Annotated in this window: 21 protein-coding genes; 8 read left to right on the top strand and 13 right to left on the bottom strand. The window is 52.2% G+C overall.

What is annotated here, in order from left to right:
- Positions 1–244: 244 nt before the first annotated feature.
- Positions 245–490, top strand: a complete 246-nt coding sequence (locus ACRRUX_RS05350; protein WP_432527952.1) for a hypothetical protein — start codon at positions 245–247, stop codon at positions 488–490.
- Positions 491–685: 195 nt separating this feature from the next.
- Positions 686–6,097, top strand: a complete 5,412-nt coding sequence (locus tag ACRRUX_RS05345) for an Ig-like domain-containing protein (protein ID WP_432527950.1) — start codon at positions 686–688, stop codon at positions 6,095–6,097.
- A 252-nt stretch (positions 6,098–6,349) separates the two neighbouring features.
- Here ACRRUX_RS05345 and ACRRUX_RS05340 read toward each other — a convergent pair whose 3' ends face one another.
- The 4 genes from ACRRUX_RS05340 to ACRRUX_RS05325 form a co-directional block, all read right to left on the bottom strand.
- A complete protein-coding gene (locus ACRRUX_RS05340) occupies positions 6,350–6,928 on the bottom strand; it encodes a c-type cytochrome (protein ID WP_432527948.1) in 579 nt (192 codons plus the stop codon).
- A gap of 10 nt (positions 6,929–6,938) precedes the next feature.
- Entirely contained in the window at positions 6,939–7,229 is a 291-nt protein-coding gene (locus ACRRUX_RS05335; RefSeq protein WP_432527946.1) for a hypothetical protein, read from the bottom strand.
- Positions 7,230–7,330: 101 nt separating this feature from the next.
- Positions 7,331–8,158, bottom strand: a complete 828-nt coding sequence (locus tag ACRRUX_RS05330; protein ID WP_432527944.1) for a copper resistance protein B — start codon at positions 8,156–8,158, stop codon at positions 7,331–7,333.
- Positions 8,155–10,050, bottom strand: a complete 1,896-nt coding sequence (locus ACRRUX_RS05325; protein WP_432527942.1) for a copper resistance system multicopper oxidase — start codon at positions 10,048–10,050, stop codon at positions 8,155–8,157. Before ACRRUX_RS05325 ends, ACRRUX_RS05330 begins: the two co-directional genes overlap by 4 nt.
- A gap of 167 nt (positions 10,051–10,217) precedes the next feature.
- Between ACRRUX_RS05325 and ACRRUX_RS05320 the strand changes: the two genes are divergently transcribed.
- Positions 10,218–10,910: a heavy metal response regulator transcription factor gene (locus tag ACRRUX_RS05320; protein ID WP_432527940.1), complete on the top strand. Its 693-nt coding sequence runs from the start codon at positions 10,218–10,220 to the stop codon at positions 10,908–10,910.
- Complete coding sequence (locus tag ACRRUX_RS05315) at positions 10,897–12,297, top strand: heavy metal sensor histidine kinase (RefSeq protein WP_432527938.1); 1,401 nt, start codon at positions 10,897–10,899, stop codon at positions 12,295–12,297. Before ACRRUX_RS05320 ends, ACRRUX_RS05315 begins: the two co-directional genes overlap by 14 nt.
- A 35-nt stretch (positions 12,298–12,332) precedes the next feature.
- On the opposite strand, the gene ACRRUX_RS05310 is transcribed toward ACRRUX_RS05315, so the two are convergent.
- Entirely contained in the window at positions 12,333–13,316 is a 984-nt protein-coding gene (locus ACRRUX_RS05310; protein WP_432527936.1) for an ion channel, read from the bottom strand.
- Positions 13,317–13,743: 427 nt separating this feature from the next.
- On the opposite strand from ACRRUX_RS05310, the gene prfB reads away from it, so the two are divergent.
- A protein-coding gene (prfB, locus tag ACRRUX_RS05305; RefSeq protein WP_432527934.1) for a peptide chain release factor 2 occupies positions 13,744–14,842 on the top strand; the annotation gives its coding sequence in 2 pieces (ribosomal slippage) (positions 13,744–13,818 and positions 13,820–14,842; 1,098 coding nt in all).
- A gap of 16 nt (positions 14,843–14,858) precedes the next feature.
- Positions 14,859–16,367 (top strand): lysine--tRNA ligase, encoded by a 1,509-nt coding sequence (gene lysS / locus ACRRUX_RS05300; RefSeq protein WP_432527932.1) that lies wholly within the window; start codon positions 14,859–14,861, stop codon positions 16,365–16,367.
- 99 nt (positions 16,368–16,466) lie between these two features.
- On the opposite strand, the gene ACRRUX_RS05295 is transcribed toward lysS, so the two are convergent.
- Positions 16,467–16,709: a hypothetical protein gene (locus ACRRUX_RS05295; RefSeq protein ID WP_432527930.1), complete on the bottom strand. Its 243-nt coding sequence runs from the start codon at positions 16,707–16,709 to the stop codon at positions 16,467–16,469.
- Between the two features lie 177 nt (positions 16,710–16,886).
- Here ACRRUX_RS05295 and ACRRUX_RS05290 point away from each other — a divergent pair, with 177 nt between their 5' ends.
- Together ACRRUX_RS05290 and rimI are read left to right on the top strand one after the other, a co-directional pair.
- Positions 16,887–17,246 (top strand): DNA polymerase III subunit psi, encoded by a 360-nt coding sequence (locus ACRRUX_RS05290; RefSeq protein WP_432527928.1) that lies wholly within the window; start codon positions 16,887–16,889, stop codon positions 17,244–17,246.
- A complete protein-coding gene (gene rimI, locus ACRRUX_RS05285; RefSeq protein WP_432527926.1) occupies positions 17,243–17,689 on the top strand; it encodes a ribosomal protein S18-alanine N-acetyltransferase in 447 nt (148 codons plus the stop codon). Before ACRRUX_RS05290 ends, rimI begins: the two co-directional genes overlap by 4 nt.
- Positions 17,690–17,819: 130 nt before the next feature.
- Here the strand turns inward: rimI and dpsA are convergent, their stop codons facing one another.
- The 7 genes from dpsA to ACRRUX_RS05250 form a co-directional block, all read right to left on the bottom strand.
- The gene (gene dpsA / locus ACRRUX_RS05280; RefSeq protein ID WP_432527924.1) at positions 17,820–18,293 is read right to left on the bottom strand and encodes a DNA starvation/stationary phase protection protein DpsA; all 474 of its coding nucleotides are present in this window, start codon (positions 18,291–18,293) and stop codon (positions 17,820–17,822) included.
- Positions 18,294–18,440: 147 nt separating this feature from the next.
- On the bottom strand, positions 18,441–18,881 hold the full coding sequence (locus tag ACRRUX_RS05275; protein ID WP_432527922.1) for an excinuclease: 441 nt from the start codon (positions 18,879–18,881) through the stop codon (positions 18,441–18,443).
- 121 nt (positions 18,882–19,002) lie between these two features.
- A complete protein-coding gene (gene lipA, locus ACRRUX_RS05270; RefSeq protein ID WP_432527920.1) occupies positions 19,003–19,968 on the bottom strand; it encodes a lipoyl synthase in 966 nt (321 codons plus the stop codon).
- Complete coding sequence (lipB, locus tag ACRRUX_RS05265) at positions 19,965–20,621, bottom strand: lipoyl(octanoyl) transferase LipB (RefSeq protein WP_432527918.1); 657 nt, start codon at positions 20,619–20,621, stop codon at positions 19,965–19,967. Before lipB ends, lipA begins: the two co-directional genes overlap by 4 nt.
- 113 nt (positions 20,622–20,734) lie before the next feature.
- On the bottom strand, positions 20,735–21,013 hold the full coding sequence (ybeD, locus tag ACRRUX_RS05260) for a DUF493 family protein YbeD (protein ID WP_432527916.1): 279 nt from the start codon (positions 21,011–21,013) through the stop codon (positions 20,735–20,737).
- A gap of 123 nt (positions 21,014–21,136) precedes the next feature.
- Entirely contained in the window at positions 21,137–22,315 is a 1,179-nt protein-coding gene (locus ACRRUX_RS05255; RefSeq protein ID WP_432527914.1) for a serine hydrolase, read from the bottom strand.
- Positions 22,316–22,555: 240 nt separating this feature from the next.
- Positions 22,556–23,269, bottom strand: a complete 714-nt coding sequence (locus ACRRUX_RS05250; protein WP_432527912.1) for a septal ring lytic transglycosylase RlpA family protein — start codon at positions 23,267–23,269, stop codon at positions 22,556–22,558.
- Positions 23,270–23,332 lie beyond the last annotated feature (63 nt).

Below are 23,332 nucleotides of genomic sequence, written 5' to 3'. Positions count from 1 at the left end.
CCGCCCCCCTGACTCACGGTCTGGCCAGTCTCCATTTGTGCGTTAATTGAGGTGTTGCTCACAAAGCAATTGCTAATTGAGTGCTTCGCGCGATCGTGCTCGCGCTTTAGGTGATATCTGTCACGTTTGGCGGGTTTTGTACGCCAATAGGTGATGTGGTCGGCAACTGGTAATCCCCGGCTTGACCCCAAACCGGGGAAGATTAAGATGCTGCCGTTAATATTGAAACAGAGCTAAGCAGGGTATGAAAGGACAAAGTCGCGAGTGGGTCGAGAGTGCCAAAGTTATGCTCAAAATCGTCCGTCTGGTTGCTGAGATTGTGCTGGCTGTGGTGGCCATTCTGGTTTTTCTTTACCTGTCAGTTATGCATACCCTCAGCAGCGAATTGGTTAAGGCTTTTATTCTGTACAATCTGACGTTGGCGTCGAGTTTGTGGATGACTCTCAGGGCTCAGCAGTTGCTGGAAATGTGGGAAATGCGCGGTCGCTAACCTCTGTACAGACAACGACCATAATGTGATTCAGTAGATGATTGCAGGTCAGTGGGTCATCTTCTTCACAAACACCACTATTTCCCAGTCTTTACATCTTTATTTATGCTTCTGAATTTTAGAATGAATTGATATTTCAAATTTTATAGGAAATAAATGACATATTTTTTCGTTTCGTTTCTCACGTAAAAATATTTGGTTGATATTTGTGATCTTTGTGAGGTTATTGTTGGTGTTAAGCTGATTATATCTCATCAGTCTTGGTCGTATTTTGCACAAAGGACAGGTGTAACGATGAGAACACTAACAGCGGTCGCATTTTTGTTGGGAACAAGTGGGCTAACTTTTTTAGCAGTAGCGGAGACATTACCGCAGGCACCAATGGGGCTGGATGGTGCGCCCTATATTGATGGTGGTGGCGGGCTAATCAGTAATTTGGCAGAACTTCGTTGGCTCAGTGAAACTCCTACGGCCTGGGATGAGTCCTGGGTACAGACTCAGGATATTGATGCCAGTGAAACCCGTCAGTGGAATATTGGTGACCATGATCAATTAGCTGAAACCCCGGAAGAGCCAATGGGTTTTGCGCCGATTGGGAGTGACAACCAAAACGGCTTCACAGGAAATTATCACGGTGGTGGCTTTCGAATAACAGGGTTAGTGATCAATAGGCCAAATGATGACTATATCGGGTTATTTGGTCATGTGCACGGGAGTCTATTAAAGAACATTACATTAGAGTCTGCGAGTATTTCAGGTCGCATATATGTTGGTGCTCTGGCGGGATGGGTGGGGAATGCTGAAATCAACCAGTGCCGAAGTTCTGGTGACGTCAAAGCCGTTGGACGACCAAAGAACGATATGTCGCCGGACGACTCTCCTGGAAGAGTTGTCGGAGGATTAGTTGGAATTTCTGTAGGGTCTGCCATTAATGACAGCAGTTCATCTGCGACGGTGACAGTTACCATAGATTATGTTGGAACACAGCAAACAGCCGGTGGCTTAGTTGGAGAGGTGAGTGGTGGGCAGGTTAACCATAGTTATGCCAGTGGGGCGGTTAGCAATTACAGTGCTTCTGGTGGACTGGCTGGCAGCGTTCAAAGTGCGATACTGACTTACAGTCACGCAACAGGAAAGGTGACTTGTGGCAGTGATTGTGGCGGCTTGATTGGTTATATGACAACGGGAGTGGTGGAAGACAGTTATGCCACCGGCAATGTGGCGTCCGATAGTATTTATGTCGGGGGCTTGGTTGGTGGCGCATATTTCGAGAGCCAAATTACCCGTTCGTATGCCACGGGTAATGTATCGCTAAGTAACCGCGGATGGGGCGGCGGTGGACTCGTTGGGCGATGCTACTCATCATCTGACTCTCCAAAGCTAAGTTCAATTCATGACAGTTATGCATCTGGAACTGTTAGTGGTAATACAATTGGCGCCTTGGTTGGCGCAACCTTTGATGGTTGCCATATCTCAAATAGTTATGCTTCCGGGTATAAAAATACTCTTATTGGCACAGTTTTCGATATTGATCCAATCATCGAAAACAGCTTCTTTGATTGCACGGGTTCAGAAACCGGTTGCAGCCAGCCACATGCCAAAACTACTGCTGAGATGCAACAGCGCCAAACATACCTGGATGCGGGCTGGGATCTCGGGAGTTTTGATCGTTCGGGAACCTGGCTGGTAAATCATGAATCGTACCCGATTTTAAGTCAGGGAAAAGCAGCCCTGTTTACAACTCTACCCAGTGACCTGCAATTGCAGGGTACAGAAGATCAGCATTTTGAGTTGACTATTGAGATTGAGGATATCCCTGCCAATCAGGGGGCGACATTTTCGATTATCAAAGCGCCAGCCTGGCTTGCGATGGAGCAACTCGGAGTACGAATGTCTCTGACCGGGATTCCGGATGACAAAGGCGTCGGTGATAACCTGGTTGTGGTCGCGGCAATGAATCAGGGAGTCCGGAATGATTTCCCGCTGCAACTGGTCAATATTACCAATATCAACGATCTTCCCATGGCTACAGATACGACATTGGCTGCGACAGAAGATACTCTGCTCAGTATAGACCTGACGGCTTTTGTTACCGACGATGATTTTATCCATGGTGCTGAACAACACAGTTTCAGAATCGCCTCACCCTTGCCTGCTGGCCATGGCGATATTGAGCTTCTGGGAAGTCAGCTTGAATATACGCCTGCAGCGGACTTTTTTGGTACTACCCAGTTTCAGTTTGAAGTGCAGGATATTGAGGGGGCTAGCGCCAAAGCCTGGGTAGAACTCAAGGTTGCAGGGGTAAACGATGCGCCGGAAGCTGGCAATGGTCAGATCATAGTGAATGAAGACCAGACTGCCAGCCTGAATTTAATGTCTTTGGTTAAAGATGTCGATGACAGCGAGCTATTGTTTACCGTAGCAGGAGGACAGTATGGTCACCTTTCTCTTGAAGGGGCTGTTGTCCAATACACGCCGAAAACAAACTACTCTGGGCCAGATAGCTTCAGTTATTCGGTGGATGACAGACATTCAGGTGTGAGATTAATTGCCGGAGCCGAAGTAAGTGTTGCTGTGTTGCCTGTAAATGACCTGCCGATAGCACAGCCTGCTCATTTTCAAACCGCTGAAGACAGTTTACTTCAGATAGATCTGTCGTCATTGGCCAGTGATGTCGATGGCGATATTCTGAGCTTCGTCATTGCCTCTTCGCCAGTTGCAGGCTCTGCCACTGTGAGTTTGACGGGATCAATCGCAACATTAACCCCCGCGGTCGATTTTAATGGTCCAGTGAGCTTTACCTATATGGTCACTGATGGCGCGGGTGGTCAGGCGTCGGCAGTGATTAATATTGATGTGACTCCAGTCAATGATGCCCCTGTGGTGACTGCCGGTAATTTGGTCGTGAAAGAGGACTTGCCTGGTACTGTTAATTTAGCGGCTTTGGCTCAGGATAAGGACAATGACCCACTTATTTTCAATGTTGGCCCCGCATCACAGGGAAGCGTGTCATTGTCTGGTGCCATTGCGACTTATCATCCCAATGAGAACTTCTTTGGTAACGACACCTTTGTATTCTCTGTCTCCGACGGCGCTCAATCTGTAACCAGCCAAATTGATGTGGTCGTGGAGAGTGTGAATGATGCCCCTGTCATCAGTGGTACGCCTGATACATCGGTGGACTTGGGAAGCCAGTATCGGTTTGTACCTAAAGTTGCTGATGTAGAGGGGGACCGACTGACCTTCACTATCATCAACAAACCAATCTGGGCGAGGTTCAGCAGCAGAACAGGGGAGCTGGTTGGTACTCCATCACAAGAAGATAACCTGGGAGTGAACGAGCAGATTGGGATCCTGGTTTCTGATGGTAACGATACTGCAAAGTTACCTGATTTTGCCATTGAGGTAACTGGCGAACTGGAGGCTGGTTTTGCTGTTGATGATGCATTTACCTTGTCCGCTAACTCGGATGAACGTTATGTTTTGGGTGTTCTGAACAATGACAGTGTGGAACCGGGAGAAATTTTGGTTCTCGCTGCAGCGCAGAGCAGCAGTGGTCAGATAGAAATTGCCGGTAGCAATATAGTCGTGACATTGAGCCAGCCCATGGCACAAGTTCGATTGACTTATCTTGTTGATAACGGGGCTGGTCAACAAGACAGTGCCGATGTAGTGCTTAATATCAAGCGTGATGAAGGTGAGGGGTTACCTGTAATCGTTCCGCCTGAGCCGATATGGGCTAATGCAACCGGGGCACTTACAGAAGTCGAGCTGCCAATGCCAGAAGCTTTTGATAGCCAGGGGCAGGTGTTAACGCCAATTCGGACGGATGATAAGACGTACTTTACGCCGGGGCGTCACAATGTGGTCTGGCAAGTCACAGACAAGCATGGTCAGGTTGCGGTGGCTGAGCAGCAGTTGAATATTCGGCCGCAGGTTTCTTTGCCAAAAGACACGACAGTATATTCTGTGGGTTATGACACCTATACCGTAAAATTTATGCTCAATGGGGAGGCTCCACACTACCCAGTGGCGGTGGATTATCTTCTGACAGATGAACTCAGTGGTGTGGTGACCGAAGAGTCAGTACTAATAGAGAGTGGGTTAGAGGGCGTGCTGGATCTAATGCTAACCACAACGCTTAACTCAAATGAACGTTCGTTGCAGGCTTATAATGTGACATTGGCAGACTCTATGAATGCTGGGCATAACCATAGCTTTACATTATCAATTCAAGCTGAACCTCAGGCGCCAAAGGTCAGTAGCCTGTTAACCCAAAATGGACAAAAGCGTTCTTTTGTTTCTATTCCAGCAGAGGGTGGAGTTGGCGAAGAAGTTCGGATTGATTTGGCCGTTGAAAATGCCAAAGACGGTGAGCAGTATATCTTTGATTGGCGATCGGATAATTTGGTGTTGAGATCGGCAGATAGTCTGGCTACCAGTTCGGCGACGTTTGTTCCACAATCAGATATGGAGCCTGGTATCTATAAGATCACTGTCAACGTTTCCCGGTTGGGACAACCCGAAGGGCTGACTCAGAGCATACAACACCAGTTTTATCTGGAAATGCGTACCGGGTTACCAGAACTGTCCGCTGTGGAGGATAGCGACGGGGATGGCATACCCGATATGCTGGAAGGCGTTGTAGACACAGATCAGGATGGTATTCCCGACTATTTGGATGCTATTGAAGTGCCTAATCTGATGCCTGCAACGGTAGATAGCCAATCCAGCTATTTGATCGAAGTTGAGCCCGGCCTGAGTTTGAAAAAAGGGATGACAATTGCCGATAACCATGGTGGGGGATTGTTGTTGGATCCTGAGTTGGACAATATCGTGTTAGATGCCCAAGCACCGGTACTTGGCGGTATATTTGACTTCTCAATTCAGGGGTTGAACGCACCGGGTGATGCAGCGGCAATTGTGTTGCCCCAGATAAACCCGATCCCGGCAAATGCCAGCTATCGTAAATATCAAATAACGGCCGAGGGTGACACCTTATGGGTTGAGTTTGATTATGCGGGGGGCGCTGTGTATTCGACTGTTGGTAAGCCAGGATTTTGTCCCGGCCCCGATGCGAAGGTCTGGACTACCGGATTGACGAAAGGGGATTGGTGTGTCCGATTGGTGATTGTCGATGGCGGACCCAATGATGCCGATGGTGTGGCGAATGGCACTGTAGTTGACCCAGGTGGAGTAGCCGTATTATTGGGGGATAACACCTTACCCGTGCTTAACAACGATGAGTTTGTTATTTATACCGATCAAAAACTGGTAGGTCTTGATGTTCTGGAAAATGACATGGATGCTGAAGACCCCTTGTCTATTATCAGTGCAACCACCAGCCATGGTGTTGTGACCCATGACGGTCAATCATTGGTGTTAAAATTGCCCGATTCCCTGCCAGAGCAAATTTTGATCCAGTACAGTGTTATTGAACTCAGGGAAAACGGTGTGACTCAAATGGCCCAGGCTCGAGTTAGTTTTAAGGAAAGGCCTGCCGAAGATGACTCAGGATCATTGTCTATGATTTGGTTATATTGGTTATTGGTCTTGGCTGGATACCGACAATGGGGGCGTAGAGTTAGCCAGCCAAACCTTCTTTAAGGCTATCATTTACAATGAATAAGGCAGCAGGTGTTGCTGCTGCCTTACGAAAAAGAGCGGTGAGAAGGATACAGTGATGAAGTGGCAAAGTGACAAAGGCACGTAGCGCGCTCGCTAACCTCTGGACTGGCAGCGACCATAATTTGTTTCATTAGATGATTGAAGGTCAGCGGGTCATCTTTTTCACAAACACCACCACGAACAGGGCGATGGTAAAACTGCCGGTGAAGGCTTGGGGCTGGGGTGTTGACCTCAGGGTTCCTGCTGCGTTTCATCGGTTTGTTTAATACTGGTAATGACCTGATATTGCTGCTCTGTCATGTTTGGCAAGTGTTGTAAAAAGGCCACCATGTTCCAGATCCTGTCATCACTGTGGGTATAACCCCATGCCGGCATCCCGGATGCCTTGATCCCGTGTTTGATTATCCAGAACTGACGTTGAATGGCCTGTTGTTGCTCATTTCCATGTGCAGCATGATCATGCTTCGCATCGTTTCCGGTCAGCGGCGGTGGGGCCGGATACAGACCCATACTGAAATCTGTTGAACTGACTCCCGGACGCAAATGGCACTGGGCACACATCGCCTGGTAGTCTGCACCACCGGCAATCAACCGCTCGGCGGTCTGTAAATCCGCCGGGATGCTGACCTGCTGTGCAGCGCGGGTAATTGAGCGTTCACGCAGGGTTTCCAGTAACTGCAGGGTCAGCTGATTGTGGGGGACATCAGCCCCCACCGGATAGCTTCCCGAGTAGATGAAAAGCCCACCGCCAACCAGCGCGATGACGGACGTGACGGCCAGAGTTTTGATGACTGTGGTGAGCGTTGACATCCTGCTATCCTCAATGCTGATGGCCGTTGTGCGACTTTTCCGCTGGCTGTTTGGCCGGTGGGGTGGAGGTCTGTGGCTGCGGTTTGCTGCCCGCGGCTTTTTCCTGCGCCGCACATTGCTTCATCATCGCCATGGTGACCGGGTCGTTCATATCCATCTTGCTGTGATCCATGGTTTTCATGGCGCTGCAGTCCGGTTTTTCCATCATTTTACTGTGGGCCGCCGGATCATGGGCCAGAGCAACGAAAGATGATGCCAGTGCAGTGAGGCCGGTTAACGAAATCAATATCTTGTTTTTCATTGTGTGACTCTCCATCAGATTGACTTGCGGGTTAGAGACTGACCTTTGTTAAGTCGTTTACGGTTCAAATAGTTTGTTGTTTGAGTCATGGGCTGGCCGGGTTAAAACCAGAAGCGGACGCCGGTAAGAAACTGGGTGTCCTGTGGACTCTGGCCCCGTTGCCGCATTAAATCGGCGGTTTTACCGCTGGCATCGGACCATTCCACGCCCAGATAAGGGGCGAACTGTCGGCTGAATTCGTATCTCAGCCGCAGGCCCACACTGACATTGGCCAGTCCGGCACCCAGACCATTTTGTGGATCATCCTTGCCATACAGGGTCAGCTCGGCGCGGGGTTGTAATATCAATTTCTGGGTCAGCAACAACTCATACTCAATCTCGGCTGACAGCGCGGTGCGCCCCTGCTCACCGAGATAACCCGTGATATCCAGCTCAAACCAATATGGCGCCAGACCCTGTATCCCCATGGCCAGCCAGGGGCGGTTTTCACCTTCATCAAATTGCTGATACTGAACGCCAACCTGAGTGTCGAAGTAAGTGCTGACGGCATGGCTCCACAGCAATTCGGTGCTGCTTTCTTCGAGTCGGCTGTTGGCAATATCGCCCTCGGCCTTGACGACCAATCTGTCGTAACTGTTGCCAAGCCAGCCCTGGAGGTCATACACACCTGTGTCGCTGTCCGGCTGATATTCGAGACGGTTGCCAAGCACTGCCCAGAACAACTGTTCATCGGCCAGCACCAGCTGGCGGAGGCCGCTCTGGGCGTAGGGGCCTGTGGTCAGGGTATAGCCATCGGAATAAGCGTGCGGATCCCGGGCGCTGGATGGCGCACTGTCGGCTGGCATCTGCATATCATTGCTCTGAGTCTCAGGCGCGGCCTGGGCTGCGGTGGTGGCCACAATCAGGGCCAGTAAAGTTGTTTTCATCATGACACCACTACCTCGCGGAACATGCCCGCATCCATATGGAACAATAAGTGACAATGCCAGGCCCAGCGGCCCACATCTTCGGGCGTGACCAGAAAGCTGATACGCTGCGCCGGTTGCAGTGGCAGGGTGTGGCGACGGACGATCAGTTCGCCCTGATCTGTCTCCAGATCGCTCCACATGCCATGCAGGTGCATGGGGTGGGTCATCATGGTGTCATTTTGCAGAATGATTCTGATGCGCTCGTTGTGTCTGAGGGCGACCGGTGTACTTTGGCCGAACTCAAGGCCGTCAAACGACCAGCTGTAACGTTCCATATTGCCGGTCAGATGCAGCTCCAGCTCCCGGGTGGGGATCCGCTGGTCATCCAGCACGCCTTGCGCTGAGCGCAGATCTGCCAGGGTCAGCACTTTGTGTCCCAAAGGTCTGCGACCCTGCTCACTGAGGTTGCGCAGGCCAATGCCGGGATCGTCCAGACTGGTTCGCGGCATATCGACCCGCATATCGACTGAGGCGCCGTACTCACTGCTGGCATGGCGCACTGTGCTCGAGGGCTTGCTCAGCGGATTATCGGACATCATGCCGTGTTGACTGTGATCCATGGCCATGCCACCGTGTTGCATCTGGCTGTGGTCCATGCCCCCGGACATCATGGCACTGTGGTTCATACCTGCCTGATCCATTCCGCCATGATCCATTCCTGCGGAAGACATCCCTTCACCCGACATGCCTTCACCCGACATACCTGCGTGGGACATGCTGCCCATCATGTCGGCCATGGTTAACCACTCCACCGGATCCACCGCCGGCACCGGGGCTGTCATACCCTGCGCCACGGCCAGGGTGCCACGGGCAAAACCGGTGCGGTCCATGCTCTGGGCGAACAGGGTATATGCCTCCTCAGTCGGTTCAACCAGCACATCATAGGTTTCGCCGGGGCCGAATCTGAACTCATTGATATCGACCGGGACCACATCCTGACCATCAGCCTGAATGAGGGTCATGGTTAACCCGGGAATGCGGACATCGAAGAAGCTGTTACTGGCGGCATTGATAAATCGCAGGCGGATCCTGTCGCCCGGGTTGTAGCGACCGGTCCAGTTACCGGCCGGGGTGGTGCCATTCATCAGGAAGGTCAGGGTGGCGGCAGACAAATCCGCCAGATCGGTGGGATTCATGCGCATGCGCTGCCACATCCGGCGTTTATCCAGCGCGTCCTGCAGTCCCTTATCTGAGACATCCCGGCTGAAATCGACGACGGTCGGCTGGTTGAAGTTATACAGATCGCTCTGCACCTTAAGCTTGCTGAACACCTGCATGGGGTTTTCATCAGTCCAGTCAGACAGTTGCACCACATAATCCTGCTGACTTTGGTGTTTCTCGCCCGAGGCCGACTGGATAATCAGGGCGCCGTACATGCCGGTCATCTCCTGAAAGCCCGAGTGGCTGTGGTACCAGTAGGTGCCATGTTGTCTGGGAGTGAAACGATAGGTGAAGGTGTCTCCCGGGGCAATGCCTGCAAAACTGATACCCGGAACCCCATCCATCTGATAGGGCAACAAAATGCCATGCCAATGAATGGATGTCGCGACGGGAAGGCGGTTGGTGACCTGAATCGTGACCTCCTCGCCCTCCTTCAGCAACAGGGTGGGACCGGGGATGGAGCCGTTAATGGCGGTTGCCATGCGGGAGACACCGGTAAAATTGACCGGCAATTCACTGATTTCCAATGCGATATTCGGACCTGTGAGCAGCTGCGGCGCGGCGCCTGCCTGCCGGGACTCAGACGCCAGCAGCCAGCCTGGCGTGCTGGCCAGTACGCCGCCGGCTGCCAGCCCCTGAACAAATCGCCTGCGACTGAGGGGTACAGTCAGTGGATGGGTGATATGAACCATGAGCAATCCTCATCTGTGAAGTTCTGTTGATGACATCAACGTTAGTAAGGGGCGCCTGTCAGCGACATGACATCAGGATTACAATCCTGTAATGAACTGGTTGTTTTTGTGTTTATTTGTCTCTGGGTCGTTAAAATCAATTGTAGTTGCAACCGGAAGGAACTGAGATGCATTTGCTGGTAGTGGAAGATGAGATAAAGACCGGGGACTACCTGCGCCAGGGGTTAACCGAGGCCGGTTTCGTGGTCACGCTGGCAAGGTGTGGTCTTGATGGCCACCATCTGGCGATGACCGAGTCTTTTGATTTGATGATATTGGACGTGATGCTGCCGGATATCGACGGCTGGCGCATTATCAAGTCGCTGCGCGACGCCGGTCAGACGACTCCGGTGTTGTTTCTCACGGCCAGAGACAGCGTGGATGACAGGGTTAAGGGGCTGGAGCTGGGCGCAGACGACTATCTGGTCAAACCCTTTGCCTATCCTGAGTTGTTGGCCCGGGTGCGCACTTTGCTGCGCCGCGGTGCCGCGCCGGTGCAGAGTGAGCTGCTGAAGGTAGCTGATCTGGTGCTTGATCTCCCCAGACGACGCGCCTCCCGCGCGGGGCGAAAACTGGCCCTGAGCCACAAGGAGTTCTGTCTGCTGGAGTTGCTGGTGCGACGTCAGGGGGAGGTGTTGCCGCGTTCGCTGATCGCATCTCAGGTATGGGATATGAACTTTGACTCAGACACCAATGTGATCGATGTGGCTATCCGGCGGCTGCGGGCCAAGCTGGATGATGATTTTGAACCGAAACTTATTCATACCATTCGTGGTATGGGCTACAAGCTTGAGGTGGATGAGGAACATGATCCGCAATAACGGTTGCAGGCGTCAGCCTCTGTCTCTCAACGTCCGGGTCATCTGTTTCGTTGCCCTGGCATTTGGCCTGAGTCTGCTGATGATAGGTTATCTGGTGCAGTCTGCCGTCGAGCGACATTTCGCCGAGCAGGATGCGGTGGAGCTGACGGTTATCACCCGCGCGGTCGAATCGGCGCTGCAGCAGAGTGTCACAGACGCAAGGCCGGTGAGCGAAGTGCTCAGGCAAGCTGTGTCCGGTCATCACGGCGTTTTTTTTCAGGTGTGGGATGCATCGGGACAGCTGCTTTATGGCGACAAGGCGCTGACTCCGCTACCCGGTCCCGATGATTTAGTGCCGGTGGATGTGATCCTGCCGGAGAATCAGTACCGCTGGTTGCTGGGGCAGTATGCCTTGAATGGCAGTGTTATCGATGCCCGGGTGAATGGCGACAGATACCGGATTATCGCTGCCATTGATTCCGGCTTTCACCTCAGTTTTATGGGGCATTTTCAACACAGTCTCTGGTCCATCATGGCGCTGGCCGGTGTGCTGACGTTGCTTGCCGCTTTTTACGGGGTTTATCAGGGACTGGCGCCACTTCGGCAACTGAGTCAGGTTATCCATGATGTGGGCGCAGAGCATCTGCATTTGCGACTGGAGAGCGAGTCCTTCCCCTCTGAGCTGCAGGGACTGGCGGTGTCCTTCAACCGGATGATCGCCAGTCTGGAGGACAGCTTTACCCGGCTATCGCGTTTTTCCGACGATATTGCCCACGAGCTGAGAACGCCGCTGACCAATCTGATCACCCAGACTCAGGTTGCACTTGGCAAGTCCCGGAGTCTGGACGAGTACCGTGAGCTGCACTATTCCAATCTGGAAGAGCTGGAGCATTTGGCAAAGATGGTCAACGACATGCTGTGGCTGGCCAAGCGCGAGCAGGGCATGGATAAACCCAGGCTGGAAGCCATTGAGCTGGCATCAGAAGTAAATGCGCTGTTCGAGTTTTTTGAAGCGGTGGCAGATGAAAAACAGGTGCGTCTGCAACTGACCGGCAAAGCTCCAGAGATTCAGGCGGAGCGGGCTATGCTCAGGCGGGCGCTGTCCAATCTGTTATCCAATGCCATACGTTACACGCCGCCCGGTGAGGCGGTGACTGTTGAGCTGAGTGCCGATGACAAGTGGGTGTCGGTCAGTGTGGCCAATCCAGGCGAGGCTATTGATCCTGAATATCTTCCACGTTTGTTCGACCGTTTTTTCCGGGCTGATCCCGCCCGGCAACGAAGTGATGGTACAGGGTTGGGGCTGGCGATAGTTAAGTCCATTGTTGATGCGCACCATGGGCACATCAGCGCCACCTCTGACAGCCGGCAAACCCGCTTTACCCTGACACTGCCCATCGGCGGCTGAGCACTTCTGTCACGGTAATGTCGCAGTAATGACGTTCAGCGGGTCATCTTTTTGACAAATACCACCACGAACAGGGCGATGGTAAAGCTGCCGGTGAAGGCCTCAAAGGCGGCCACAGCCCGGGAATAGCCTATTGGTGTAAAGTCGCCGTATCCCAGAGTCGTGAAGGTCACCACAGAGTAATAGAGGCAATTGAAGAACAGGTTGGCCAGTTGCTCAATACTGCTGTTCGGCTGAAAGATGTGGATATTGCCACCGAAGTTGAGGCCGGTGAAGAAGTAGCATACGGCGCAAAACAGGATCAGCACCATGGAGAACCCGATAACCCGCATCGGGGCTTCACCATAGCCGCAAAACAGATCGATGAGTTTGGAGATCAGCCGCTCGCTGGAGAGCTTTGGCATCTGGTAACGACGCATGGTCAGTTCATGGCGGATGTAGTCGCCGGACATACCGAACAGCCCCTCGCGTTCGGCGGCTTTACGCAAATCCCGGTAGATCTCTTCCGCCTGCTCGTAATAGTCACGGGCGATATCGTCCTCACCGACACTGATAGCCTGATCTGCCAGCCGCTCCTGCATCAGTGCGCTGCCGACCTGCAGGTTTTCGATTTTGGCGCCGTTCCATTTCACTCCCAGCAGGTTGGCATTGTCCACATTGGCCAGATGCAGATTGGCATCCCGCAGGTCGGCTTTCATCAGATTGGCGTCTGTCAGATTCAGGTGAAACAGGTGCGCACCACAGAGGTTGGCGCGGTAGAAGTCGGCATGAGTCATGTCATAGCCTTGCTTATTGTGGTGTTTGACCAGATCTATGCCTTCCAGATCGGCGCGGCGCAGGCTGATCCCCCGCAGCTGTCCGCCATTGCGCGCATACTCTTCCAGCCGGTCTTTGTCATCGGGATGATTTTTGATGATATTGGGGTCGTGCCAGTAGCACAGGCCTGATTTTTCAGCGGTTTCATTGCAGCGGTGACCTTCCTGTTCATGATAGCTGCAGCGTCTGTGTTTTATATCCATACTCTGTCACGGGCGAAAAAGACGTGAAAAAACAAACTCAGGTTTGAGTATAGTCGGCGGTTTCAGTCTTGCTGCGGTGCTGCGGGCTGTTCAGTCTTTGGCGATAATGGCTGGTGGTTAAAATTTGTACCAACATGCAGCGGAATTAATGTGGCGTTGAAAACAGGGCAACCTGAGTGGAGTAAGCTGCTGAAGAATCAAAGGAACAGTACCAATCTTGACTGTTCATTGAACACCGGAAATCGGGACGGACGCCAGGTCGGTCATCAGGTCAGCGGAAGCGTGTAACCAATGCCTGATACTGATTGGTATTAGTATCGCCTTGAGGTAAAATACGCGGTTTTTATGCGCAGATGGGATCCGGGGCAAAAGTGCCTGGTGCCGGTCTGCCAAATATCACTCGTCAAACCATAGGATTATCAGGTCAATGTTTGAAGTAAATCCGGTGAAATTCAAGATTAAGGAGCTTGCTGAACGCACTTCGCTCCTTAGGGGGTATCTTTGACTACGACGCTAAAAAAGAGCGTCTGGAAGAAGTAACACGTGAGCTCGAAAGTGCTGACGTGTGGAATGACCCTGAGCGTGCCCAGGCGTTGGGCAAAGAGCGCGCCAATCTGGAAGTGGTAGTCAAGACTATCGATACTCTGGATGCCGGGCTTGAAGATGTGGAAGGCCTGCTGGAGCTGGCGGTTGAAGAGGAAGATGAAGACACCTTCAACGATACCCAGAGCGAGCTGGATGACCTGGAGGCCAAACTGGCCGAACTGGAATTCCGCCGTATGTTCTCCGGCAGCAATGATCAGCTGGACTGCTATCTGGATATCCAGTCAGGTTCAGGCGGTACCGAGGCGCAGGATTGGGCCAACATGGTACTGCGTATGTATCTGCGCTGGGGTGAAGCCCATGGTTTCAGCCCTGAACTGATGGAAGTTTCTGACGGCGATGTGGCCGGTATCAAGAGCGCCACCATCAAGTTCAGCGGTGAGTATGCCTTTGGCTGGTTGCGTACCGAAACCGGTGTACACCGTCTGGTACGTAAGTCACCCTTTGACTCCAGTGGCCGTCGTCATACCTCATTCTGCTCAGTGTTTGTGTACCCTGAGATCGACGATTCCATCGAGATCGATATCAATCCGGCAGATCTGCGGGTTGATACCTATCGTGCATCCGGTGCGGGTGGTCAGCACGTTAACAGAACTGAATCTGCGATCCGTATCACCCACATTCCGACAAACACAGTAGTACAGTGTCAAAATGACCGTTCCCAGCACAAAAACCGGGATACGGCCATGAAGCAGCTGAAAGCGAAACTGTATGAGTTGGAGATGCTCAAGCAGAACGCCGAGCGCCAGGCCGCTGAAGACGCCAAGTCTGACATCGGCTGGGGCAGCCAGATCCGCTCCTACGTATTGGATGACGCGCGGATTAAAGATTTGCGTACCGGTGTTGAAAGTCGCAATACCCAGGCCGTGTTGGACGGCGATCTGGATAAATTTATTGAAGCCAGCCTCAAGTCCGGGCTGTAATTGAGAAGAGCGGAAAATGACTGAACAAGTTCAAATCCAAGATGAAAACAAGCTGATTGCGGAACGTCGTGCCAAGCTGGAGCACATCCGCAAGACCAGCCCTGCCAACGGCCACCCCAACACCTTCCGTCGCACCCATAAGGCTGCGGATCTGCAGGCAGAGTTCGGCGGTAAGTCGAAGGAAGAGCTGGAAGCTCTGGGTTTCCGCACCAGCATCGCCGGTCGTATCATGGCCAAACGTGGCCCATTCCTGGTGCTGCAGGACGTCTCCGGTCGTATTCAGGTATATGCTGACAAAGATGTTCAGAATGACCTGAAAGACAAATACCAGGGTCTGGACATTGGTGACATCATCGGTGTGACCGGTATCCTGCATCTGTCCGGCAAAGGCGATCTGTATGTCAGCATGGATGAATATCAGCTGCAGACCAAGGCGCTGCGTCCACTGCCATCTGATTTTTACGGTCTGGCGGATCAGGAAACCCGTTACCGTCAGCGTTATGTTGACCTGATCGTTAACGAAGAATCCCGCGAAGCCTTCAAAATGCGCTTCAAAGTGATTTCAGCTATCCGTAACTTCATGATCAGCAAAGAGTTCATGGAAGTTGAAACGCCAATGATGCACGTGATCCCAGGCGGTGCTTCTGCCCGTCCATTTATCACGCATCACAATGCGCTGGACATCGACATGTACCTGCGTATTGCGCCAGAGCTGTATCTGAAGCGTCTGGTTGTGGGTGGCTTTGAGCGTGTGTTCGAAATCAACCGTAACTTCCGTAACGAAGGTATCTCTCCACGTCACAACCCAGAATTCACCATGATGGAATTCTATATGGCGTATGCAGATTACAACGATTTGATCGATCTGACTGAAGAAATGCTGTCTTCTATCGCCAAAGATTTGTGTGGTGACACCAAGCTGCCTTACGGCGAGCACACCATCGACTTCGGCGGCCCATACACCCGTATGAGCATGCTGGAAGCGATTCAGCACTATAACCCTGACAATGCCACTATCCAGGCCATGACTTATGAAGAAGTTAAGGATCTGGACTTTATGCGTAAGCTGGCCAAGAGCCTGGGCATTGAAGTGGAAACCTTCTGGAGCTGTGGACAGCTTTTGGAAGAGATCTTCGGTGAAACTGCAGAGCCTAAGCTGATGCAGCCTACTTTCATCACCGGCTACCCAGCAGACATCTCTCCGCTGGCCCGTCGCAGCGATGACAATGACTTCATCACTGACCGTTTCGAGTTCTTCATCGGTGGTCGTGAAGTGGCTAACGGCTTCAGCGAGCTGAACGATGCTGAAGATCAGGATGCCCGCTTCAAGGCACAGGTTGCTGCCAAAGATGCCGGTGACGACGAAGCCATGTTCTACGATGCCGACTATGTTCGCGCACTGGAGCACGGTCTGCCACCGACTGCTGGTCAGGGTATCGGTATTGACCGTCTGGTGATGCTGTTCACCAACACTCACACCATCCGTGACGTGATCCTGTTCCCGGCACTGCGTCCAGAGGCGTAATCGCCCTTTGGTACATGGCTGACAGTCAGGCTGTCAGCCAATAAACACAAAGCCGACACTCATTGAGTTGTCGGCTTTTTTATGGGCGAGCGCCACGTATTACTGCATGTGAATGGTGTCAGTGACTTTGATGCTGGTGTCGGCAAGTGCGCTTTTGACCGCCTCAACGGCAGCATCGGCGGATTCAGCCTGACGCTCGAAATCCAGTACCAGCAGATCGTTAACTGAGTGGATCAGGGCATCGATACAGTCAACTTCAATCAATTGCATACGGATGTTTTCAAAGTCATCCATCTCTACCAATGGGGTGTCGGTCAACAGGCTGAAACGATAGGTTTGCATTTTTCTGTCCTCTGTTTGTCTGCCGTGATTTTACCTTAAGCCGGGGCGGGCAAGTGATTTAAGTGGTGAATTAATGCGTGGGGTGGGCAAAATTCAATGCATTGGTGGTGGCAAAGGCTGTGCTGGCGTCGTTGGGCTGGTATCCTTGGCACAGGTTTAAGCCGTGATGGAATCGCAATGAAACAACAAGATTATCTGGATGCCATGGGGATCAGCCGGTGGCGGGTGCGCAGTGGCGAGCCCCGCTGTTTGCTGCTGTGTGATGATCCCAGACTGGTGACTGGTCATCCGCTGGTCGCGGCAGTGCTGCGGGTGATGGGACTGGATATCGACAAGTGTCATGTTGCGGATCAGCTGCAGGCCGGTGACAGGGTCATCTGGGACATGCGCCTGATGAATCGCCCTCACAAGCCCGGTATTTTATACTCTTCGCCTTTACCAAAATTGCTGGTGGGCAGTGAAGGCAAGCGCGCACTGTGGCAGCAGATCTGTAAGCTTAAGTCTCAGTTGGCAGCTGAAGGGGCTGAGAGTCAATGAGTATCGACATTCGCCGACTGGATATTGAGCAGGCTCCTTTGATGGCACAGATTGCTGCGGCGGCGCATTCCCATCCCATGAGTCTGGCGACCATTGAAAGCTGCTTTGGTAACTTCTACCAGAGTTTCGGGGTGTTTGATGACGACAGGCTGGCAGGTTTTGTCATCCTGCATCAGCTTTTTGAAGAAGCCAGTGTAATGGATATCTGTATTGAGCCCGGTTATCAGGGGCAAGGTCTTGGCAAGGCCTTGATGCAGGCTGGTATTGACTGGCTCAACAACACCGAGGCAGAGCAACTGTTGCTGGAAGTGCGCGCCGGCAATACCAGTGCCATCGCTTTGTACCATCGGCTTGGTTTTGAGGTGACTGGTGAGCGAAAGGGTTACTATAAAACTGCTGACGGTACTGAAGATGCGGTGTTGATGACCTTACCGTTAGTGTAAAACGCGATTGTTCACGAAGTGTCTGCTTCACCCACTGCATAAAAAACACGAAGGATATCAAAGGCAAGGGACAGCTTGTCTTCGTGACCTTCGTGTTGTTGCTACTCTATGTTGTTGCCCTGAATAGCGGTTACTCTTCCAGCAGACTGCGCAGCATCCAGGCTGTTTTTTCGTGCAGCTGGATACGCTGGGTCAGCAGATCGGCAGTTGCCTCATCATCCGCCTTTTGCACCAGCGGGTACAGAGCGCGGGCATTGCGGATAATAATCTCCTGGCCGGTGAGCAGCTCCTGAATCATCTGTCGCGCTGACGTGACGCCGTTATCCTCCGTGATTTCAGTGAGTTTGGCGTAAGCACTGTATGAGCCAAGCGCCCGTGCTCCGAGCGCCCGGATGCGCTCGGCAATCACATCCACCGCCAGTGACAGTTCAGTATACTGCTGCTCAAACATCAGATGCAGGGTGTTGAACATAGGCCCTGTAACGTTCCAGTGAAAGCTGTGGGTTTTGAGGTACAGGCTGTAAGTGTCTGCCAACAGCTGATTCAGGCCTGCGGCAATGGCTTCACGGTCTGCCTGTTCGATACCGATATTAATTTGATTCATTTGGTGCTCCTCCAACGCTTGATGGAGCCATAATAGAATCGTGTCTTAATCGAATAAAGCGGATAAATTAGATTAAAGTAATCTATGGTTTGTGCTGTTCTCTGAAAGATCTTGCTGGCAGCGGGAATGCTGCCAGCGCCATCGGGTTTATTGTTTGAGTTTGACTATCTCACCGGTCAGGGCGACCCCGGCAATGAGCGCCCCGGCACCGCACTGGAAGGTCTCTTCACTGGATGTCAGGTTGTTCTTGTAATTGGATTTGATATTGATGACAGCATTACCGCCTTCTTTGATGGCTCTGTCTTTCAGGGCGATCATGGCTGACAGGAATACCCACTGACAGGCTTCCTCATCACTTTTGTTGAAGGCATTGGTTTTCTTGTTGGTTTTCACTTCCAGCAGGGCTTTTTCCACTTCAGGGTGAGCCTGTTCGCCGAAGTAGAAGGTGATATCGTTACCCAGCTTGCTTTGGGCGACAGGCAGAGCCATGGCATCAGCAATGCTGTAGTTGCCGATATCATCACGGGCAAATGAAGGAGCGGCCAGCAGCGCCAGCGACAATAAGCTCAGTGCAGACAGTTTTCTCATTACAGTGCTCTCAATTTCCATATCAGTGCGCCACTCTAGCGGATTTGGTCGGGTTTGCATACTGCACTAAAGGGTGAACAAAAACAGCGCCATCAGGCGCTGTTCTTAGATTGGCGAAGGATTATTTCACCTCGACCCCTTTGGCCTGCAAATCAGCATGGTAACTGGATCGTACCAGCGGACCACAGGCAGCATGGGTAAAGCCGATTTCTGTGGCAAAATCATGGAAGGCATCGAATTCCTGCGGCGTCACATAGCGCTTCACCGGCAGGTGGAACTTGGACGGTTGCAGGTACTGACCCAGAGTGAGCATGTTGACATTGTGCGCGCGCAGATCACGCAGTACCTGCTCAATCTCTTCATTGGTTTCGCCCAGACCCAGCATGATGCCTGACTTGGTGGGGATGTGCGGGTGACGCTCTTTGAAGCGCTTGAGCAGATCCAGCGACCACTGATAATTGGCTCCCGGACGCGCCTTGCGGTAGTGGGCCGGTGCGGTTTCCAGGTTGTGATTGAACACATCCGGTGGCTCGGTGGCCAGAATATCCAGCGCCGCATCGATACGACCGCGGAAGTCAGGTACCAGAATTTCAATCTTGATTTCAGGATTGAGTGCACGGATTTCACGGATACAGTCAGCAAAGTGTTGGGCACCGCCATCACGCAGATCGTCACGGTCCACTGAGGTGATCACCACGTACTTAAGCTTCATCTCGCTGATGGTTTTGGCCAGCTTTTTGGGCTCCTCGGCATCCGGTTTCAGCGGCCTGCCGTGGGCCACGTCGCAGAAGGGGCAGCGACGGGTACAGATAGCGCCCAAAATCATAAAGGTGGCGGTGCCATGGTTGAAACACTCGGCCAGATTAGGGCAGGAGGCTTCTTCACACACAGAGTGCAGGCCATTGTTGCGCAGCGCCTGTTTGATGCCATCGATACGCTGGCTGGAGGCTGGCAATTTGACACGCAACCAGTCAGGTTTGCGCAGCATCTCTTCGCGCTCGGAAGGCATTACCTTTACCGGAATGCGGGCAACTTTATCGGCGTCACGCAGTTTTACGCCGGGTTGTAATCTCTCGGGTCTGCTCATAATGGGTTTGCTAATCCTTCAAGGTGTATCACCTGGCTGTAGCCCAGACGTTTGCTAAAGGTATCGACCAGTTCATCGCCGGCCTGCTGCACAGTTTGCGGACCGCCCAGTGCCTTGCACTGGATCATTTGCAAACCGGCGTAGCCGCAGGGATTGATGCGCAGGAAGGGAGCAAGATCCATATCCACATTCAGCGCCAGACCGTGAAAGGAACAACCTTTGCGGATCCGCAGGCCCAAAGAGGCAATCTTGCGTTCATCGACATAGACACCGGGAGCATCGGCTTTGGCGTAGGCATCAATACCATAAGGCTTGAGCAAATCCACCAGGCTCTGTTCTATGTCGGTGACCAACTGGCGCACGCCCAGTTTACGGCGTTTGATATCGAGAAGAGGGTAGGCCACCAATTGGCCGGGACCGTGATAAGTCACCTGACCGCCACGATCGACCTGAATGACAGGAATATCGCCGGGATTGAGAATGTGCTCGGCTTTGCCTGCCTGTCCCTGAGTGAAAACCGGCGGATGCTCTACCAGCCACAGTTCGTCGGGGCTGTGTTCATCCCGGTTATCTGTATAGTGCTGCATGGCATGCCACACGGTTTCATAGTCCTGTCGACCCAGGTGACGAACCTGCAATGTATCCTTGTGCAAGGGCAACCTCTCCCCTCTGAAATCGGTGGCGCCATTATACTTGAGTGTTTTGCGATGGTATACAGATCACAGTTTTGCCTTTGCGGGATTTGAACTCTGACCTGTTTAACTGGTTACAAAACGCGCTTAACTCCCGGGATCGCGGCCAGTTCGGTATACAGGGTTTCAACCATTTCCTTGTTTTCAACTGTGACGCGAATGGTTACAGAGTGGTATGTACCTTTGCTGGAAACCTTGGTGCTTGGAACATAATCACCGGGAACATGCTTTTGTACGACAGCAACGACTTTATCGGCCAGAGTATCATCGGCTTCACCGACAACTTTGTAGGGAAAAGAGGCGGGGAATTCCATCAGCTCTTCAAAACGGGTATTCAGATCGGAATTGGACATGGTGAACTCTCTAACATTCGTATGTATTGCAGATATGGTGACTATTGTACGCTTTTCAAGTGTACCGGCGGACTTTCAGGCACAAAAAAGCCACCCGCAGGTGGCTTTTTTACCGTCAGTTGGTTAACCGAACCAGCTGGCGAACAGTTGCTTGAAGTAGTCCACTAACTTGCTCCACCAACTGCCTTCGTTCACTTCTTCCAGTGTGACCAGTGGGAACTCGGCCACGTCTTTGCCATTCAGCTGGAAGTACAGGCGACCCACGACTTCCCCCTTGGCCAGTGGTGCAGTCAGCTCTTTGGTCAGCTCGTAATGAGCCTGCAGGTTTTTGCCCTGACCACGGTTGACTGTGATTGGGGTATCAGTCAGGACGCCCAGTTTGACTTTCTCTTTGTCGCCAAACCAAATGCGCTCTTCGGTAAAGGTATCACCGGCCTTGAACGGTGTGACGGTTTCGAAGAAGCGGAAGCCATAGTTAAGCAGCTTCTTGCTCTCCGCAGCACGGGCATTGGCACTCTTGGTACCCAATACCACGGCGATCAGACGCATGTCATCCTTGGTGGCTGAACTCACCAGGTTATAGCCGGCGCCTGAGGTGTGACCTGTCTTGATACCATCAACATTCAATGACTTGTCCCACAGCAGACTGTTGCGGTTGTACTGGGGAATGTTGTTGTAGGTAAACTCTTTTTCGCTGTATATCTTGTACTCATTAGGTACGTCGCGGATCAGCGCCGCACCCAGCAGCGCCATATCGTACGCGGTGGTTTTCTGATCTTCACGATCCAGACCGTGAGCGTTCTCGAAGTGAGAATCGGTCATTCCCAGTTGCTTGGCCCAGGAGTTCATCAGATCCACGAAAGCATCTTCGGTGCCGGCAATATGTTCAGCCATCGCCACACAGGCGTCGTTGCCGGACTGGATAATGATTCCTTTATTCAGTTCTGACACTTTTACTTTGGAGCCGACTTCCACGAACATCTTGGAGGAGTCAGGAAAGTTTTTTGCCCAGGCATTCTTGGAGATCAGAACCTCATCATTGGGAGAGATGTTGCCGCGTTTGATCTCCTGACCGATAACATAGCTGGTCATCATCTTGGTCAGACTGGCTGGGTTCAGGCTCTCATAAGCGTTGCTTTCGGCGATCACTTTGCCTGTGTTGTAGTCCATCAACACATAAGCTTTGGCGGCAACGTCCGGAGAGTCCGGAATGACCATAGGCGCCGCATGAGAAGCGACGGAAACTGCAAGTCCGGTCATTACCAGAATTGCTTTCAAAGGTCCTTTGACAAAATTCTTCATTACTTATGTACGTCTTTTTGGTTGTATTAAAACGGCAATTGGCAGCGAGTATAGCATTATCCATACCGGGATTTTAATTAGCGCCTGTTCATCTTTTGCTGATTTATCTTCAGCAATGGAATTCACGGCGCTGGATTTCCCGGTGTTGGCGATAACGCCTTATGCTTTATTAAACAAATATTTTGTCCAAAAGTTCAGCGCGGCTGTCAATTCGATGAATTATTGACCTTGCGTGTGAGTTCACTCTGCTTTTGGCGGCATCACCAGAAAACTCTGGGGATAGCCATCTGCCTGCAGTGATTGCAGCAGTTGCTCGGCCAGCGTCAGTTGCCCAACCGGACCAAGCTGCAGGCGATACAGATCGCCCTGTTGTTGCAGTCGGGATTTCAGTTGGTGTTTGGCTTCCAGCTCTGTGGCCAGCGCAGCTAATCTTGCCTTGTCTTTGGAGGCAAGCAGCTGAATATAGTACTCTTGTTTGCTATCCAGCCCGGCCAGTTGCGGTACCTGAGGACCGCTGATGTAAATGGCATCAACCTGCACATTGGCGGTACCGGTTTTAAGCATGTCCAGTTTGGCGGCGGCAGCATAGGATAGGTCAATAATCCGTCCGCCATGGAACGGACCTCTGTCATTGACCCTGACGATCACCTGCTTGTTGTTATCCAGATTGGTCACTTTGGCATAACTGGGCAGCGGCAACGTTTTGTGTGCGGCGGTCATGGAGTACATGTCATAGCGCTCGCCATTGGAGGTCAGATGTCCATGGAACTTGGCGCCATACCAGCTGGCGACGCCGCGCTTGCTGTAGCCCTGATTGGTTGGCAACACAGTGTAGGATTTGCCCAGCACTGTGTAGGGCTTATTGCCCTGACGGCTGAAAGGTTCAGGTCTGGGCTGGGCATCTTCAACCTTGGTCACATCCGGTGCGTTGCTTGGCGCTGTATCATCTGCCATGTCATAGCGCCCCCCGCCAGCACAACCTGCCAGGATGGTCATAACGGCCAGCAGGCCGCCAAG

Origin of the sequence: Shewanella sp. GXUN23E, assembly GCF_050865035.1 — a bacterium.
GTDB lineage: Bacteria > Pseudomonadota > Gammaproteobacteria > Enterobacterales > Shewanellaceae > Shewanella.
Note: the sequence above shows the minus strand (reverse complement) of the source record. Positions and strands in the feature narration are given on the sequence as shown.

What these genes read in the sequence shown, in the direction of transcription:
- ACRRUX_RS05350 (WP_432527952.1), top strand. Translation starts at nt 245, where the DNA reads ATGAAAGGACAAAGTCGCGAGTGGGTCGAGAGTGCCAAAGTTATGCTC.
- ACRRUX_RS05340 (WP_432527948.1), bottom strand. Translation starts at nt 6,928, where the DNA reads ATGTCAACGCTCACCACAGTCATCAAAACTCTGGCCGTCACGTCCGTC.
- ACRRUX_RS05335 (WP_432527946.1), bottom strand. Translation starts at nt 7,229, where the DNA reads ATGAAAAACAAGATATTGATTTCGTTAACCGGCCTCACTGCACTGGCA.
- ACRRUX_RS05330 (WP_432527944.1), bottom strand. Translation starts at nt 8,158, where the DNA reads ATGATGAAAACAACTTTACTGGCCCTGATTGTGGCCACCACCGCAGCC.
- ACRRUX_RS05325 (WP_432527942.1), bottom strand. Translation starts at nt 10,050, where the DNA reads ATGGTTCATATCACCCATCCACTGACTGTACCCCTCAGTCGCAGGCGA.
- ACRRUX_RS05320 (WP_432527940.1), top strand. Translation starts at nt 10,218, where the DNA reads ATGCATTTGCTGGTAGTGGAAGATGAGATAAAGACCGGGGACTACCTG.
- ACRRUX_RS05315 (WP_432527938.1), top strand. Translation starts at nt 10,897, where the DNA reads ATGATCCGCAATAACGGTTGCAGGCGTCAGCCTCTGTCTCTCAACGTC.
- ACRRUX_RS05310 (WP_432527936.1), bottom strand. Translation starts at nt 13,316, where the DNA reads ATGGATATAAAACACAGACGCTGCAGCTATCATGAACAGGAAGGTCAC.
- lysS (WP_432527932.1), top strand. Translation starts at nt 14,859, where the DNA reads ATGACTGAACAAGTTCAAATCCAAGATGAAAACAAGCTGATTGCGGAA.
- ACRRUX_RS05295 (WP_432527930.1), bottom strand. Translation starts at nt 16,709, where the DNA reads ATGCAAACCTATCGTTTCAGCCTGTTGACCGACACCCCATTGGTAGAG.
- ACRRUX_RS05290 (WP_432527928.1), top strand. Translation starts at nt 16,887, where the DNA reads ATGAAACAACAAGATTATCTGGATGCCATGGGGATCAGCCGGTGGCGG.
- rimI (WP_432527926.1), top strand. Translation starts at nt 17,243, where the DNA reads ATGAGTATCGACATTCGCCGACTGGATATTGAGCAGGCTCCTTTGATG.
- dpsA (WP_432527924.1), bottom strand. Translation starts at nt 18,293, where the DNA reads ATGAATCAAATTAATATCGGTATCGAACAGGCAGACCGTGAAGCCATT.
- ACRRUX_RS05275 (WP_432527922.1), bottom strand. Translation starts at nt 18,881, where the DNA reads ATGAGAAAACTGTCTGCACTGAGCTTATTGTCGCTGGCGCTGCTGGCC.
- lipA (WP_432527920.1), bottom strand. Translation starts at nt 19,968, where the DNA reads ATGAGCAGACCCGAGAGATTACAACCCGGCGTAAAACTGCGTGACGCC.
- ybeD (WP_432527916.1), bottom strand. Translation starts at nt 21,013, where the DNA reads ATGTCCAATTCCGATCTGAATACCCGTTTTGAAGAGCTGATGGAATTC.
- ACRRUX_RS05255 (WP_432527914.1), bottom strand. Translation starts at nt 22,315, where the DNA reads ATGAAGAATTTTGTCAAAGGACCTTTGAAAGCAATTCTGGTAATGACC.
- ACRRUX_RS05250 (WP_432527912.1), bottom strand. Translation starts at nt 23,269, where the DNA reads ATGGCAGATGATACAGCGCCAAGCAACGCACCGGATGTGACCAAGGTT.